14 protein-coding genes are annotated in these 15,768 nt (G+C 60.0%); all 14 read right to left on the bottom strand.

What is annotated here, in order from left to right; genetic code table 11:
- Nucleotides 1-146: 146 nt before the first annotated feature.
- The 14 genes from QY316_05545 to argJ all read right to left on the bottom strand — a co-directional run bounded on the left by QY316_05545 (nt 147) and on the right by argJ (nt 15,759).
- The gene (locus tag QY316_05545; GenBank protein WKZ33860.1) at nt 147-662 is read right to left on the bottom strand and encodes a pilus assembly protein PilP; all 516 of its coding nucleotides are present in this window, start codon (nt 660-662) and stop codon (nt 147-149) included.
- 1 nt (nt 663) lies between these two features.
- Entirely contained in the window at nt 664-1,305 is a 642-nt protein-coding gene (pilO, locus tag QY316_05540) for a type 4a pilus biogenesis protein PilO (GenBank protein ID WKZ33859.1), read from the bottom strand.
- Nucleotides 1,305-1,931 carry a PilN domain-containing protein gene (locus QY316_05535; protein ID WKZ33858.1) on the bottom strand — a complete coding sequence of 209 codons (627 nt, stop codon included), beginning with the start codon at nt 1,929-1,931 and terminating at the stop codon, nt 1,305-1,307. The genes pilO and QY316_05535 overlap by 1 nt, the downstream gene beginning before the upstream one ends.
- Complete coding sequence (gene pilM / locus QY316_05530) at nt 1,928-2,995, bottom strand: type IV pilus assembly protein PilM (protein WKZ33857.1); 1,068 nt, start codon at nt 2,993-2,995, stop codon at nt 1,928-1,930. The genes QY316_05535 and pilM overlap by 4 nt, the downstream gene beginning before the upstream one ends.
- Nucleotides 2,996-3,005: 10 nt before the next feature.
- Complete coding sequence (locus QY316_05525) at nt 3,006-3,203, bottom strand: helix-turn-helix domain-containing protein (GenBank protein ID WKZ33856.1); 198 nt, start codon at nt 3,201-3,203, stop codon at nt 3,006-3,008.
- Nucleotides 3,204-3,590: 387 nt separating this feature from the next.
- Nucleotides 3,591-4,871: a PilX N-terminal domain-containing pilus assembly protein gene (locus QY316_05520; protein ID WKZ33855.1), complete on the bottom strand. Its 1,281-nt coding sequence runs from the start codon at nt 4,869-4,871 to the stop codon at nt 3,591-3,593.
- Entirely contained in the window at nt 4,864-9,120 is a 4,257-nt protein-coding gene (locus QY316_05515) for a prepilin-type N-terminal cleavage/methylation domain-containing protein (protein WKZ33854.1), read from the bottom strand. Before QY316_05515 ends, QY316_05520 begins: the two co-directional genes overlap by 8 nt.
- 50 nt (nt 9,121-9,170) lie before the next feature.
- The gene (pilV, locus tag QY316_05510) at nt 9,171-9,668 is read right to left on the bottom strand and encodes a type IV pilus modification protein PilV (protein ID WKZ33853.1); all 498 of its coding nucleotides are present in this window, start codon (nt 9,666-9,668) and stop codon (nt 9,171-9,173) included.
- Nucleotides 9,665-10,147, bottom strand: a complete 483-nt coding sequence (locus QY316_05505; protein ID WKZ33852.1) for a prepilin-type N-terminal cleavage/methylation domain-containing protein — start codon at nt 10,145-10,147, stop codon at nt 9,665-9,667. The genes pilV and QY316_05505 overlap by 4 nt, the downstream gene beginning before the upstream one ends.
- A gap of 112 nt (nt 10,148-10,259) precedes the next feature.
- Nucleotides 10,260-11,603, bottom strand: a complete 1,344-nt coding sequence (locus QY316_05500) for a sigma-54 dependent transcriptional regulator (protein ID WKZ33851.1) — start codon at nt 11,601-11,603, stop codon at nt 10,260-10,262.
- Nucleotides 11,600-13,120, bottom strand: coding sequence for an ATP-binding protein (locus QY316_05495; GenBank protein ID WKZ33850.1), 1,521 nt, complete (start codon nt 13,118-13,120; stop codon nt 11,600-11,602). Before QY316_05495 ends, QY316_05500 begins: the two co-directional genes overlap by 4 nt.
- 1 nt (nt 13,121) lies before the next feature.
- Nucleotides 13,122-13,901, bottom strand: a complete 780-nt coding sequence (locus QY316_05490; GenBank protein ID WKZ33849.1) for a prepilin peptidase — start codon at nt 13,899-13,901, stop codon at nt 13,122-13,124.
- Nucleotides 13,902-14,112: 211 nt separating this feature from the next.
- Nucleotides 14,113-14,535, bottom strand: coding sequence for a HEPN domain-containing protein (locus QY316_05485; GenBank protein ID WKZ33848.1), 423 nt, complete (start codon nt 14,533-14,535; stop codon nt 14,113-14,115).
- Between the two features lie 12 nt (nt 14,536-14,547).
- A complete protein-coding gene (argJ, locus tag QY316_05480; protein WKZ33847.1) occupies nt 14,548-15,759 on the bottom strand; it encodes a bifunctional glutamate N-acetyltransferase/amino-acid acetyltransferase ArgJ in 1,212 nt (403 codons plus the stop codon).
- Nucleotides 15,760-15,768 lie beyond the last annotated feature (9 nt).

Genomic DNA, 15,768 nt, shown 5'->3' with positions numbered 1-15,768 from the left:
ACATCTCTCAAACTCATATAAACCTCCGTTTATGTTTCCCTTGGGAGCGGCTGGAACTGCCAAGCGCTTGCGCCAGGGCCGGGATAGGCCCGGCATTCTCGACCCTCGCCCTGGTTCCGGGCGAAGGACGGACGTTCCGGAAAAATCTATTCGCCAGCCTTTTCAGGCAGCCTGAAATCGACGTCCTCGGAGGACCTTACCTTGCCCTCCGCGTCCCTTGAGACCTCGCGTACGACAACTGAGTTCGAGGTGAACTTCACCACCTTGCCTTCCCTCGTGCCGAGCGTGTCCCCTCTTCTGATCACATACCGTTTCGAGTCAGGCGCCTGAACGAGCGCGAAGCCCTCGGAATCGGCGGAGCCCACGACCACGGCCATGAGCTTGAAAGTGTTGAGCTCGCAGCACTCAAGCGGGCCCTTTATCCTGGCCGGGCCTTCGATGCCCCTGGACGCGATTAGATGGCTCTGGAAAGGGTTCCTCAGGTCGGTTGTGCCGCCTGATTCCGCGCCGGACGGCTGCACGGCCTTTTCCGCGTCCCTTACAGTTTCTTTTTTGGCCGCCGGCTTCGCCGCGTTCTCAACGGCCGCCTCTTCGGTCTTGCTGCATGAGACCGCGAGGAGCGGAAGAAAAAGCGCCAACGCTATGAAAAGGTTCCTTTTCATCTTATTTTTTCCGGTCTCCTTTTTTCCGGTCTCCCTCTTCCTCCTGCACTGCCGCGGCTGCATCCCCGGGGAGGAACCTGAAGGTAGTCGCGACCAGGTCCGTTTTCAGGACGGGCACGCGGTTTTTATGTCCCTGGGAGACGACCTCGAGGCTTCCGAGGTTCACTATCCTCGGAAGGTTCCCTATCTTGAAGCTGAAGTCATAGAGGCTTTCGTACCTGCCCTCGACCGTCATCTTCACCGGGACCTCGGCGTAGAAGCCCTTCTCGACTTCCTTGTCGGGCTTGAAGAGCAGTATCTTCAGCCCGGCCTGGACGCCGGCCCCGCTTATGCCGTCGATGAGGTCGGGTATCTCCTTCGCGTTCGGAAGCTGCGCGACGGCTGCCGCGAGCTTCTCCTCCATCTCTTCCTTCTCCTTCAGGTATTTCGGTATGTCCGCCGCGATCTGCCTGCTCTCGTTGAGCTTGACCGTAAGCGCCGAAAGTTCCGAGTCAAGCTCAGCAACCTTTGCGTACTTGGGGCCGATGAGGAACCAGTACATAAGCCCGGCCACGGCCAGGTTCACGCCCGCGAGTATGAGTATCCTCTTCGAGAGAGGGAGCTTTAATACAGAGTCGATGTTTATCTTGATCGGAAAGGCCATTATTTTTTCTCCCTGGCCGCGGGTTTCCTGCCGGCCGCCTTGCCTTTATCCATTCCTTTTGCGTCGGCCTTCATCTCCCTCTCGGGCCTTTCCTTTTCCAGGCGGATAACGAAGCTCACCACCTCGGAGCCGGACTCCTTTTCCGTCTCCCTCTTGGCCACCTCGAGCTCGACCTTGCCGATTCCCGCCCTCTCAAGCCCCCTCATGAACTCCGCGACCACCTCGTCGTCTGACGCGTATCCCTCTATGGAGATCTGGTAGTCCTTGTCCCTGAGCGTCTTGACCCAGGCCCTCTGCGGGATGGCCTCGCTTATGTTCCTCAGGAGCCTTACCGGGCCCGTCCTGTCGGACTCAAGCTGGTTTATTATTGCGAGCTTTTCCTCTACTATCCTCTTCTGCTCCTTTATCTTTGAAAGCTCGCCTATCTTCTTCGTGAGCTGGTTGAGCTCCTGGTTGCCGGAGGTTATCTGGTCCTGAAGCCCGCCCGCCTCGGCTGCGGCGACGATGTAAACGGCTATCGAGACGGCTGCGACGAAGAAGGTGGCCAGCCCGGCTACCGTGAGCTGGAGGCGTATGGACTCTTTTTTCTTGGCGGCCCTTACGGGCAACAGGTTTATGCGTATCATCTGTCGGCGAACCTCCGTGTGGCGAGTCCGACAGCCACGCCGAAGAGCGGCGCGGCCTCCTTGAGCGCCTCGGGGCCGAAATGCTTCGGGTTGGCCTCGATGCCCTTGAACGGGTCGACCGGCTCTACGGGGACCGAGGTCTTCTCCTGCATCAGGTTCTGCAGGCCCGCGACCCTGGAGCCTCCGCCGGAAAGGAATATCTTGCTGATATAGGAGCCGTGCGCCCCGCCGAGGAAGAAATCGAGCGACCTCTTGACCTCGAACGCGAGGTTGGTGGAGACCGATTCCAGCGCCGCCGCGAGCTCAGTTGCCTCCTGCTCGGACGGCTCCCTGGCCCCGGTCTTCAGGTCCTCGGCGTCCTTGAAGCTTATGTTAAGCTGCCTCTGTATCTCTTCGGTGAACTGGTTGCCGCCCATGGGGATGGACCTGGTGAATATGGTGATGCCGCCGAGTATCACGCTTATGCTCGTGATGCTCGCCCCTATGTTGACCATGGCGATGTTCTCGCCGGGAGCGAGCGGGTAGTTCACCTCCATCATGTTCTCGAGGGCGAAGGAGTCCACGTCTATCACGACCGGGTTCAGGCCGGCCTCCTTTATGACATTGGTGTAGTCGTTTATGACGTCGCGCTTTACCGCCACGAGCATGACGTCCATCTGCCCCCTGCCCTCGGCGTCGGTCCCGAGTATCTGGAAGTCGATGTTGACGTCGCTTATGGGGAACGGGATGTACTGCTCGGCCTCCCACTGGATGGAGTCCGCCAGCTCGTCCTCGGTCATTGCCGGGAAGCTGACCTTCTTTATGATGACGGAATGGCCGGTGAGCGACGAGACCGCGTCCTTCACCTTCACGCCGTGCTCCTTCGCGAGCTCGCGGAGCGTGTTGGTGACGGTCATGGAATCGATGATGGAGCCGTCGACAATGGCCTCTGGAGGAAGCTTGGCCATGCCCATCTTCACGAGCTCCCAGCCCTTCTTGGTGCGGTTCATCTGCACAAGTTTTATTGAATTGGAGCCGATGTCGAATGCCACGGCGTCCTTTTTCTTGCTGAAGGAAAAGTTCATTTTACCCCCGTCAGTCCAGGAATATCTTGCCCTTGTCGGAGACCTTGAGGCCCAGCGCGCATATGAGCTTCCGTTTCGTCTCGAGCCTGCAAGGGTATCCTCTCTCTATCCTGTCTATTGTAAGCGGGGAGACCCCCGCCTTCCTGGCAAGTTCGGATTTGCTGAGGAGCATGCCCTCACGTATCTTCTTTAGATTATTTCTCGTCATGGCACAAGCACTTTAGTCACAAGGGTATGGATGGTCTCGATGGAGAGCCGCTTTAGCTGACCGGGAATTACGAATCTGAGCTGGATTGGCTGCAATCTATCTCCAATGAGCCATAATTGTCAACATATTTCTTCTAATTGGCACATAATTAACTATAATATCGGCGCACACCCGGATAAGTTTAGGACTTTTTTTATTCCGGCCCGGGGACGCCAATAGGTGCCGCCCTTTTACTTTTTTTTCGCGCGGGGTGCCTGGTCGTGTTGAGGGGAGCAGAGCCGAGATGGGCCGGTGATCCAGGGGTCCTCTGCCAGACTGCCCGGCAGCGGCCCCTGGATTGGACTCGTGCTGATTGAGGAAAGGGCTGCTTTTTGATGAAGCTTGCGGTTACAGCCTCTTCCAGAGTATTATGGCGGGTTTTGAGTTCTCCCTCGCGACGTCGTTAAGCGTGTCCTGGTCGTATACGACGTCGATATTTCCATTGACCGAGACGGTGCTGTCGGCCATGAGGCCGCCGAAGACGTTCATGGAGCTTCCGCCGCCGGAGAGAGTCACAGTGCCGAAGACGTATATAAGCCCCTCGTAGGCGAGCGTGCCGCTCAAGGTGAGGTCGCCGGTCACGATGAGTATGCCCCTTCCCGTAAAGTTGCCGGAAAGGCTCACCTCTTTTCCTCCCTTGTTGTCTATGTATATCATCGTGGAATAGGTATTCCCGGCGTAGTCTCCCCAGTCCTGGACAACACCCTCTATCTTGCCGCTCGAAGGTATGTCGTCGCCCGGAGCGCTGCAGGTGCCGTTCTTGCAGCTGTGCCTTTCGTTGGCGAACTCGATTATCTCGGATATGTCCTCGCCGAGATAGGTATTCATGTCGTCTTCGGTGGTTTTGTTGGGCTCGCAGGAGCCGCCTCCGTCGGTTATCTTGGGGTCGCAGCCGCAGCCCGGCCCCTGCTTTACTGCTCCGATGTCGGCGGCGCCTCCGGACACGTTTACGCAACCGTTGGTGTTTATGCCGAATTCTGTATCGGTATTGAGGTTGCTCGCGCCCACATAGGCCACCACGGTCCTCGATATGTTATTCGAGGTACCGATGGAAGTTACCTTGTAGACCGGATGCTTGCCCCAGGTCACGAATGTGGCTGTGTCGACAAGGTTAAAGTCCCTGCCGTACATGACTATCTCCTCGGGGCTGTTATCACAGGTCCAGGTGGTCGAATTAGGGTCGGAATGGTTGCCTGAGGTGTTAGGGCCCACGCCATTGCCGTCGCAGAAGCCCTCGGGGTTGCCCTCGCCGAGGTATTCGACAGTTACGTTGTAGTTAAGGCTGTCCGCGCTCCTCCTGTCGGCGTTGCCGTTCCCGGAGCTGAAGTCTTTCGACCCGTCGGAGTTCCATGTGGCCAGGTCCCTGTAGCCCGCATCAGCGGCGCTCTCCCCTGTGTATCTCGCGTTCCCTGACGCCAGCCGGAACCTCGACATTGCCTCGTGCACCCCGGCCTCGGCGAGCTGGAACGCCATCTTGGCGTCCCGCTCGTTACGGGAAAGCTGCATGTCCGTCGTCATGTTCATGATGACCGAGAGGCCGATTATGGTCATGGCCAGCATGGTCACGAGCGCAAGCACCAGGATAAAGCCCCGTTCGTCTCTTCCGGCCTGTTTTATCATGTTATTCATACCACACGCTCGACGGGCTGCTCTCGTTCGGGGTGGAGCACGAATCGAAGGCAGTCACCCTGAAATGGTACATCCTCTGGTTAAGGTTGCCCTGGTCGGCGCTAAGGGTAACCGATGTAGTGCCCGGGCCGACTGACGTCCTCAGGAACCAGTCCTTCTGTATGCTGGAGCCTGTGCAGTTCGGGGCCCCGTCATTGCAGACCTTCTCGTAGACCCTGTAGCCGGCGAGGTCGGTTATGGAGGTGTCGTCGGTATTGAACGATACCGCGCTCCAGTTTAGCGTCATGTTCTGGCCGCTCTTCGAGCCCGAGAGGGAAGCCGGCGCCCTGGGCGTATTCGCGCACGGGTCGACAATCACGCTCACGGTCGCTGTCTGCGGCGAGGCGTAGGTGTAGAATGCCGTGATCGTATCCGACGCAAGGGTCTGTAGCTTCCCGGCCTCCGAAGAGGCCGAGGTCTCTATCGTCTTTACGAACGTGCCGGTCGCAACACCCGTTTCAATGACAGGCGGGGTGTAAGTATGAGGCACGCCGCTCCTGACATAGAACGTCGAGAAGCCGCTGTCAACGTTCAAGGTCTGCAGGGTCGTCTCATAGCCCGTGCTGAGGGCCAGGCAGTCCACTACAGTGACCGTGAAGCTCTCGCCCCTGTATATCGTGGTGGGGCTCACGCTTATGGTCGCCTGCCCGCTCATGCCGACGCATGTCGCGGCCGTATTCGAGTCAGAGCTTACGTTCGGCCCCGGGTCAGCGCAGGAATTGAGCGCCCTTACGGTGTACCTGTATACGCCGTTCAAGGGGACAGTGTCGGTGTAGCTCGTGCCGGCCTGGTCGGAGCCTTCCTGGGCGCCGTCCCTGAATATCCGGTAGAGTATCGCATCTTCTTCCGTATCCACCGCCGCGCCGCTCGAGTAAGTGGTTACAGGGTTCCATGTCAGTGTGACGCTTGACCCGACCGCGGTGGCGGCAAGCCCTGTGGGCGCGCTCGGCGTAACGGCGCATAGTTCGAACTCGCCCTGGTCGTAGACATACGCGCCGTGCGCTATCTCTGGGTCGCGGTCCCAGTTGCCGTCAGCGTCAGCGCCTACGACATAATACCAGATGCGCTGGCCGTCGAAGTTGGGGATGTTGCCGGACCATATATCGCCGCCGACGTTCGACATCGAAACCGCGGTATAGCCTCCGGCGGGAGCCGTGGTGACCGTTTTCGCCGTCGCCCTGTAATAGATCGTCGCCGATGAGACCGGCACCTTGTTTCCGGTGACCGCGTCGGTGGTGTTTCCTGCGATATTCGCGGATATGGCCACCTGGACGCCCGAATCCGCGACTATTCCCGCGTCCGAGCCGGACGGGACGGTATTGAGCCCCGTGGAGCCGGGCACCGCATAGCCGAAGGTGGGGTTTATGGGGCTATTCTGCTGTGTAGCGGTCACGCTCGGGCCGAGCGGAACGAAAACTCCCTCCTGCAGCTCGGAAACAGTCAGGTAAGAGGAGCAGGACGAGCCTGTAGAGTCGTTGGTTGCCGCAAGGGTTATGAGGAACTGGTCGTCCCTCATGTCAATGGCGTTCCCGCCCGAGTCTTTGAATGTGAATGTAATGGGCACGTGGTTTTCAAGGCCAGGAATCGTGACGTTGGAGAGCGAGGCACTGGTCACCGCCCTGGTGTACGGGGACGTCCCGGACGCGCCGGTAAGCCCGGCGGCAAGGCTCGTGGTAGTGGCGCCAACGGAGCTGTCGCCTCCGCCTATGGTCACCTCCCTGAGATATGCAGCCGGGTTCACCCAGGAAACGCTCACGCCTGTAACGGTAATCGGGCCGGTGCTCGTGTTATTGAGGAACATGGTGACCGAGTCGTGCGTAAAACCTGCAGTGGGCGCGCTTGACCCGTCGCCGGCGATTGTCACGCCGGTCAGGACCTCCCTGTGGTCGTCCTGCACGTCTGTGGTCTTCTCGTCCCTGTCGAGCTTTCCGGGCCTCACGGGGCCGACTGTGACGGAATTGAGGTAGCCCGAATTCGCATGGCTTATTATCGTCGCGTCCGACGGGTTTCCCCTCTCATAGGGGCAGTCGGTGGAGGCTATCCTGTAGTAATAGGTCTTCCCCTCCTCGACGCTGCTGTCGCTGAATGTCGAGCCCCAGAACGGAGCGCTTCCCGAGACGATTTGCGCGCCGATGGTGAAAGCCGCGTCCTCGGCCCTGATTACCCTATAGCCCGCGAGGTCGTAAGGGTTTGATACGCTTGACGGCGATGAGGTGTCGCTCGGCACCGGGGTCCAGGAAAGCGTTACCGGCCCGGCGCAGCACCCGACAGTCGGGTCCGTGACCGCCGGGGGCTTCTCGCCAGAGGGAGGGTCCTCGCCGCAGAGTATGGTCGTTGCCTGGGCGCCGGTTATGTCCGAGCCGTTCCCGCAGTTGTCGAAGGAGACCGCCCTGTACGAATAAGTGCCCGTCTCGGCAAGGGACGGCTCCGCCGGGCTCTCCACGTCCATGGAATCATGCCAGAAAGAGGTGGACTGCGCGGGCGGAAGCTCAGCCGATGTGAATATGCCGCCGGAGTCGGGTATGAGCTGGCCGGGATGGGTCACCTCGTAGCACCCGCTCGCGTTCACGATGTCGGAAAGGAACGGGTAGGTTGCGCTCTCCTCGGTGTATACGCATGTCTGCTTTATGTCCGCGTCAGAGGGCTGCGTAAGCGATAGCGCGACCCTTTTCCACCCGGCCCTGGCGTCGATCGTAGGCGCGCCGGGAGGGGTCGTCTTTGCCGGTGCCGTGTCCGAGCCTGAGGAGGCCGCAAAGCCCGTCCCGGGCGAGCAGGGCTCTTCTCCGTCTCCGCAGGTCGCGTCATAGTCGTCGTTTGCGTACTTGAGCTCCCCTCCGGCGTCGGTAAGGAGTGTGGTATCGCAGGCTACAGGCGCTATGGCGTAGTAATAGATGCGGCAGCCGATAAGGCCCCCTGAGTCGGTATAGCTCGTGGCGTTTTTGCCTACTTCGGGCTTGCCGCTACCCGGCTCGCCGGCTATCCAGTCTATGCCCGAAGCCGTATGGTCTATGGGATAGCTCGTGAACGGCGACGTGGACCTGTATATCCTGAAGCCGGTGACGTCGGGGTTGGTCGAGCTGTCATACGGGGTCCAGCTCAGGAGCACCTGTCCGTCAGAGGGGCCGTCGGCGCCGGAAAAGCCGGTGACCGGGACGGGACTTATGGAGTTGAGGGTCGAGTCGTCGGCGCCCGAATCGAACTCGGAGCTGCTCGGGTCAGGGTTGCCGTAGACCTCCGCAGCAGGGTCGCTGTGGTTAAGGGCGTTGTCGTAGGCCTTGACCGTCAGGTAATATGTCGTGGTCGAGCTCCCGTCAGCGGGGCTGTTTGCCAGAGGAGGGTTGGAGGGGCTTATAGTGCACTCGATCTCGCTTCCGGTGTCCGTGCAACTGTGCTCGTTCCCTGAAAGGACGGTCACGGGGATATTAACGACGCCCTCGTACGAGCCGGACGCGACGCCGTAGTAGACCTTATAGCCCCTGATGTCGCCTTCAGTGTTCTTCGTCCACTTGACATTGAGCCTGCCGCATATGCCGGGGTCCCTTACCTGGAGTCCGGTCGTCTGCACTGGCGCGGTAGTATCGTAAGCCGAGGCCCCGACCCCCAGGTTCCTGAGCCTTATATTCGTCTCGGACATGAAGGTTGCAGGGGCGCCGATGCCCTGGACAGCCGACTTGGTCTTGGTCACGAGGTTCACCGAGACGAACCTTATGGCGTTCCTCTCGGCCTGCGTTGAGGTGTTCGCGGGATTGCCGTCGATGTCATAGTAGGTGAAAACGATATTGTCCACGTGCTCGGCCACGAGTTCGGTCGTGCCGGTCGTCCAGCCGCTACCTGAGCCGGTATCGGCCCTTCTTACCAACACCTGAACTCCGTCAAGAGTCTGGAGCGCGTACATGACCCTCAGGCACTGACCTGCCGTGGCGCTCAGGCTCCCGTCCTCCTCAGGGTCGGTGTAGACGAACTGTATCGATGTCGACGTCGCCTCCTGGATCACGTTGCCGTCGCAGGCCGCGTACCCCGCGTTCATGAACTCCCTTTCCATGAGGTTCAGGGCCACCCTGGCGTTCTGCTGCGCCTCCACCTTCAGGTCCTGGGTATGCGACTGGATGAAGAACGTGTTGTAGAGGGAGTATATAGACACGGCCACCACGCCGGTTATGAATATCGCTATCAGGACCTCGATCAGCGAGTATCCCCCTCTGCCGTTCATTCCAGCCCCTGGCACTTTAAAGCGAAAAACGGGATTTCGGTCGGCTCTCATCATCCCCTCGTCCTCATGGTTGTAAGCGTCAGGCTTTTCGTGCTCCTCCACAGGCTGTCCGTCCACGTGACCGTGATGTCCAGCCTCTTGAGCCCGTCACGGTTCTGGTTCGCCTCGCCGCTGCCGTCGAGGTCGATGAAGGCTACCGTATACGACCAGTTGAAGCGCTTGCCCTCAAGCTGGATAATCGGGTCTACCGGAGTGCAGGTGTAGACCGGCCTGCTGGACGAGGAGGTCGTGAGGGTGCAGTTCCTCCTTAAAGGAGCCATTGTGGCCGCCGTGTCCGTTACATGGAGGTTCCTGTAATCGACCGACAGCAGCTCCTCCAGCTTCTGCTGCGCCAGGTTGTTCGCCTGCGTCATGGACTCGCTGAAGCTCGCGGCCCTTACGGCCGTGCCTGCAAGCCCGGCTATGCCCAGTATGCCTATCGAGAGTATCGTCATCGCGATAAGCACCTCGACCAGCGTAAACCCCTTGTCGTGAGGAAAAGTCTTCATGTCGTGCATCCCGTAGTCACTTTGATAAGGCCTGTCGTGCCAGTAATGCTTATGCCCATCTGGTCGCCCGCGTCAGACGCGTTCCTCATGCAGATGAGCGTCGCGGTCGCGGTGCCGTTAGCGAAGAAAGCGACGGTGAAGGTTGAGCCCGGCGCCGTTATGGTCGCCCCGGTCCCGAGTTCGCGAGCCCCCCTTGTCGGGTAATCGGTCCATTCGTCGTCGGCGCACGGCGGCGAGTTGCATTCCTTGAGCCTGTAAGTCGCCCCGGAGAAAGCGACCTGCATGGGCTTGCTCTCCGCTATTGCCTTGAGCCTCGCCGCGTTGAGCTCGGTGGCGACGTCCCTTACGGCCCTGGTGAATTTTATGTGCGACATCTGAGAGATGACCGCAGGGCCGCCTATGCCCAGCATGATGCCGATGAGGGCAATGACCACCAGGACCTCTACGAGCGAGAAACCTTTCTCCCGCTGAATGCACATGAAAGGACGCCTGTTCATGCCAATTCAGAAAAGCAAGCAGCATGCCAAAACTTAAGTTATTGATTTATTTAAGGTCAGCTAAGGATGGGTGTCACGAAACTATGCACTTTTTTCATAGTCCATAACTTTTTATCTTGTAAAGGAGGGCCCTGTGGCTGATTTCGAGGAGCATGGCGGCCTTTGTCTTGTTATTCCCGGTCTGGTCGAGCGCCTTCCTTATAAGCTCCCTTTCCATCGTTTCCTGGGCCTTCTTGATGGAGAGGCCGGAAGCTCCGGCGCTCCCTGGGGCCTCTGGTCCGGCAAGCAACGGGAGGGACGACTCCCTGATGGTCCCGGTCTCTTCGAGTATCATGGCCCGCTCTATGACGTTCTCGAGCTCCCTTATGTTGCCGGGCCAGGAATACGCCTTAAGCGCCGCCATTGCCCCGGCGGAAATCGCCTTGGGCGGCTTTATGAATTTCCGCGCATACTTCTCGACGAACCATTCGGCAAGGAGCGGTATGTCGCCCTGACGCTCCCTGAGTGGCGGCAATTTGACCTCTATGACGTTCAGCCTGTAGAAAAGGTCTTCCCTGAAAGCGCCCCTCGATATCTCCTGCTTCAAGTCCCTTAAAGTGGCGGCGACGACCCTTGCGTCTACCTTCACCGGCCTGTTGTCGCCTACCCTCCTCACCTCGCCTTCCTGTAGAACGCGCAGCAGCTTTACCTGGAGCTCCATCGGCAGCTCGCCGACCTCGTCGAGGAAGATTGTGCCGCCTTCGGCCTCCTGGAAAAGCCCGGCCTTGCTCCTGTGGGCGTCGGTGAACGCGCCCTTCACATGGCCGAAGAGCTCGCTTTCAAGGAGCGGCCCCGGGAGGGCCCCGCAGTTGACGACCACGAAAGGCCCGCCCGAGCGGCTGCCGCCGTAGTGTATCGCGCGGGCCACAAGCTCCTTGCCGGTGCCGCTCTCGCCAGTAATAAGGACCGAGGTCGAATAGTCCGATATCTTGCGTACGAGGCCGAGCACCCCGCCCATAACGGGGTCGGAGGTCCTTATGCCGGACACGTCATACTCCCTCGCGGCCTCTTCCTTGAGCCTCCTGTTCTCCCTGCGGAGCCTCTCCCTCTCCTCGGCCTTCCTCAATACGAGAACTATCTCGTCGGCCTTGAAGGGCTTGGATATGTAGTCGTAGGCCCCGAGCTTCATGCACTCCATCGCCGAGTCCATCGAGCCGTAGGCGCTCATCATTATGACCGGAGAGGCGACGCCCTTGCCGGCCACGGCCTTCAAGAGCCCGGTCCCGTCCATGCCGGGCATCCGTATGTCCGAGAGAATGAAATCGAAGTCGTCCTTTTCAAGGAGCGCAAGCCCGGCTTGGGCGTCACGGGCCGAGACCGTATCATAGCCCTCTTTCTTGAGGATGACGGAAAGCATGTGGCGCATCGACTCCTCGTCGTCGATTATGAGTATCCTCATCGGTTCCTCCCGGACGGGAGGGCGACGGTAAAGACCGAGCCCTCGCCGGGGGCCGACCTGAACGCTATCTCCCCGCCGTGCGCGTCTATTATCGACTGCGAGACGAAAAGCCCGAGGCCCGTGCCCCTGCCCGCGCCCTTGGTCGTGAAGAAAGGGTCGAATACCCTCTTCGCGTCCTCATCTGATATGCCGGAGCCGCTGTCCGAGAAAGAGACCGTCACGAACTCCGCGGCAGCGGCATCGGTCCCCAGAGGCTGGTCGCTTCTCCGCCTTCCGGCCTTTTTGGGCCTGCTCTCGGTCCCCGTCGATATCCTCACAGGCCTGTCAGCCATCCCCTCCATCGAATGCGCCGCGTTAAGTAGGAGGTTCATGAATACCTGCCTGAGCTTCCCCTCGTCGGCCATAACCGGCGAAAGCCCCTCCCTCAAGTCCATCTCCGCCCTTACCCCCCTGAAGTCGTCCCTCATGGAAAGTGACGCAAGCGTCTCCTCGACGAGCGCGTTCACGTCCACTGGCGCGATAGCAACCCCTTCCCGACGATGGGGCCGGGCCACCTCCAGGAACTCCCTCACGATTGAATCTATCCTCGACACCTCCCTGGAGGCGCGCTCGACTATCTCGGCCTCCTCGGAACGGTCAAGGCCGCCTTTCCCGAGGAGGTCCATGTAGCCCCTGAGCGCGCCGAGCGGGTTCCCTATCTCGTGCGCTATGCCGGCGGCCAGCCTTCCGACGGCGGCAAGGGTAGAGGACCTCAGGACCTCGTCCTGCGCTGTGGTAAGCTCCAGGTTCACGCGCTCAAGCGACCTTATCTCCTCCTCAAGCCTCCCGGCCATGCTGTTGAAGGAGGCGGCGAGGCTCCCTATTTCGTTCTCCACGTCGACCCTGGCCCGCTCGTAGAGCCTGCCCCCGGCTATCCTTGTGGCCGCCTCCTCGAGGCGTTTAATCGGCCCAACGACGGAGCGCGAAAGGAGGAAGAGGCCGAATATGACTATGACGGCCGAGTCGAGGAGGGCGTAGACGAGGAGGAACCTCCTGGCCCCTGCCATATCTTCGTTTATATCGGAAAGTCCCAGGACGAACTCGAGCCTTCCGTTCCCCTGCCCCGGCCAGCTTACCGGGGCCGATATCCTTAGGCTGTCTCCGGCGCCCTCGAACCACCCTCCGCCGTACCTGAAGGCCTCGAACCCTTCCAGGGGCGCGAACCGCTCGCCGGGCCCGTGGGGCATGGAGCCCTCGGCTATTATCGTCCTGCCGTTAGGCCCGGTGAGCCTGAAGGCAGAAACCCCCGCTTCCCTCAACGCGGCGCCGGTGATGCTTGCGGCAAGCGCCCCCTCTTTCTGGACCCTGAACGCGGCGCGGACAAAGCTCACCATGTCCCCGGCCTGGCTCGCCTTCCACATGAGCGCGCTCCTCTCGACTATCTTTACGCTGAGGAGCCCTATGAGGCCTATTCCAGCTACGGTCATTATGACCATGCCCGCGGTCAGCTGGAAACGGATTCCGAGGCCTTTTTTCATTTTAGCCGCCCGTGGCCTTGAGTAGATACCAGCTTATTATAGACTCGCCGAAGAAAAGGTGCGCCGCGGCCCCCAAGGCGAGGAACGGGCCGAACGGCACCGCGTACCTCGAACCCTTGCCTAGCGCGAGCATGAGTAGAGCGCCTGTGAGAGCGCCGGTAAAAGACCCGATGAGGAGCGTAAGGATCACGCCTTTCCAGCCGAGGAACGCGCCTATCATGGCCAGGAGCTTCACGTCCCCGCCTCCCATGCCCTCCTGCCCGGTCGCCAGGTAATACCCCCAGGCCACGGCAAAGAGTACGCCGCCCCCGGCTGCGGCGCCGATGAACGAATTCAGCACCCCGGGGTAAGGGAGAAAGAACGAGGCCAGAAGCCCCGCGGCTATGCCCGGAAGGCTGATGACGTCGGGTATTATCTTGAGGTCGAGGTCTATGAAGGTTATGACTATGAGCGCGGAGAGGAACGCGAAATAGACCGCGGCCTCCGGAGTGGGGCCGAACTTGAGGAACGTAAACAGCGCGACGAGAGCAGTAAAGGCCTCGACCACGGGGTACCTCGCCGAAAACGGCTCGCCGCACGCGGAGCACCTTCCGCGGAGCAATATGTAGCTTATTACCGGGACGTTCAGGTAAAAGGGTATGCGATTGGTGCAGTTCGGGCAGCTCGAAGGCGGAGAGACTATCGATACGCCGAGCGGGATCCTGTGAATGCAGACGTTCAGGAAACTGCCCACTATGGCCCCGAAGACGAGGGGCAGTATAAGGATTATGTCTACGGACATCGTCTAAATATACACCGCGTCTTAACAGGCTGCTGAAAAAGCCCAATCTGCTGCGTCGTCTTCAAAATTGGACATTCCGGCGTACAGTGAAAGTACGCCTCATTCCTCATTTTTCGACTCCTTGCATCTTGAGCTTTTTGAGCAGCCTTCATGAAATTTTGAGTATTTCAGCAACCTGCTAAAAGACCGGGGCGCCCGGCTGGGCGCGCGTCTAAAGGCTTTCCGGAATGGCCGACTTCCTTTTCTTCTCGACTATGGCGATTATGTCGGCTGCCTGGCGTATCGCCTCGACCGACTCCTTGCCCGATATGACTTCCGAGGGGATGCCGCCCGGGATTGCGTCCGGGAAGCGCGAGGTCTTGTAATAGAGGTCGAGGCTCCTGGACGAACCCACGAATTTTCTGAACTCCTCCTCGTGGACTATGGCCCTGTCGATCAACTCCACGACAGAGCGTGTCTCGCGGGCGTCCTCCTTGCTTAAGAAGAGGAAGGACCGGAGGGACTTGGCGGCCGACTGCTGCGCAAGGAAGGTTGCCTGGGCGTGGAAGCCGCCCTGCTGCGTCCACTCCGCGGCCTTCAGGTCGTATTCGGCCTGCCTCAGCCATTTTTCAGCTTCCTTAAGAAAAGGTTCCATGGGGTTGCCTCCTTAGGTCCTGTAAGCGGAGTTTATCTTGACGTACTCGTAGGTGAGGTCGGTCGTCCAGACCCTTGACGAGGCCTTGCCCGCGCCCAGGTCAACCAGCACCAGGAGCTCCTTTTTCTTCATGGCCCTTGCCGCTTCCCTTTCCTTGCCGGTATCGAGCCCCTTTAGAACGACCTGCACGCCGTTAAAGGATACGGCGGTCCTCTCTTCCCTCATCCTGACGCCCGCCCTGCCTATTGCGGCGATTATGCGCCCCCAGTTCGGGTCGCCTCCGAAAAAGGCGGTCTTGCAAAGGTATGATTCGGCGACGGTCCTGGCGGCCCTTCTGGCATCCGCCGCGCTTGCCGCGCCCGAGACCTCTATTTCCACGAACCTTGTCGCGCCCTCTCCGTCCTTCACTATCATGTGGGCGAGCTCGGTAGAGGCCGCCGTGAGGAGCACGGTGAAGGAATCTAACTCCCTTGTGCCCTCCCTTATTTCGCCGCCGTTCCCGGCGCCGTTCGCGAAGGCGAGGACGGTGTCGTTGGTGGAGGTGTCGTTATCGACTATTATGCTGTTGAAGGAAAGGTCGACCGCGGCCTTCAGGGCCTTTGAAAGCGCCGGGGCTTTTATGCGGGCGTCGGTGAAAAAGAAGGCGAGCATCGTGGCCATGTCGGGGCATATCATGCCGGCGCCCTTCGCGATCCCGGCGAGCGTTACTTCAACGCCGCCGATCTTCGCCTTCATCACGGTCTTCTTGGGAAAGGCGTCGGTGGTCATCATGGCCTCCGCCGCCTGGCCCAGGCCCTCATACCCGAGGGACCTGGAAAGCAAAGGAAGTCCCTTCTCCACTTTCTCTATCGGGAGCGGCACGCCGATGACTCCGGTCGAGGCCACGAGCACGCTCCCCTTCTTCAAGCCCAGCGTGCGCTCGGCCATCTCGGCCATGGCCTCCGCGTTCCGCATGCCTTCTTTTCCTGTGCACGCGTTGGCGTTGCCGCTATTCACTATAAGCCCGCTCGCCAGCCCTTTTTTAATCCTCTTCATGTCGAGGAGGACCGGGGCGGCCTTGACGGAATTGGTCGTAAAGACCCCGGCAACCGATGCCGGGGAGTCGCTTACGATTACGGCAAGGTCCTTCTTTCCGTTCTTTTTTATGCCCGCAGCCGCGCCCGCGGCCCTGAACCCCGGCACCCTAAGCTCGAACTGCCTGCCGGCCTTCGTGAAATCCGCCATCCCGCTTTC

The organism is Thermodesulfobacteriota bacterium, assembly GCA_030583865.1.
In the GTDB taxonomy this organism is placed as follows: domain Bacteria; phylum Desulfobacterota; class GWC2-55-46; order GWC2-55-46; family GWC2-55-46; genus UBA5799.
The sequence above is the reverse complement of the archived record's forward strand: the minus strand, read 5'-3'. Positions and strand labels throughout refer to the sequence as shown.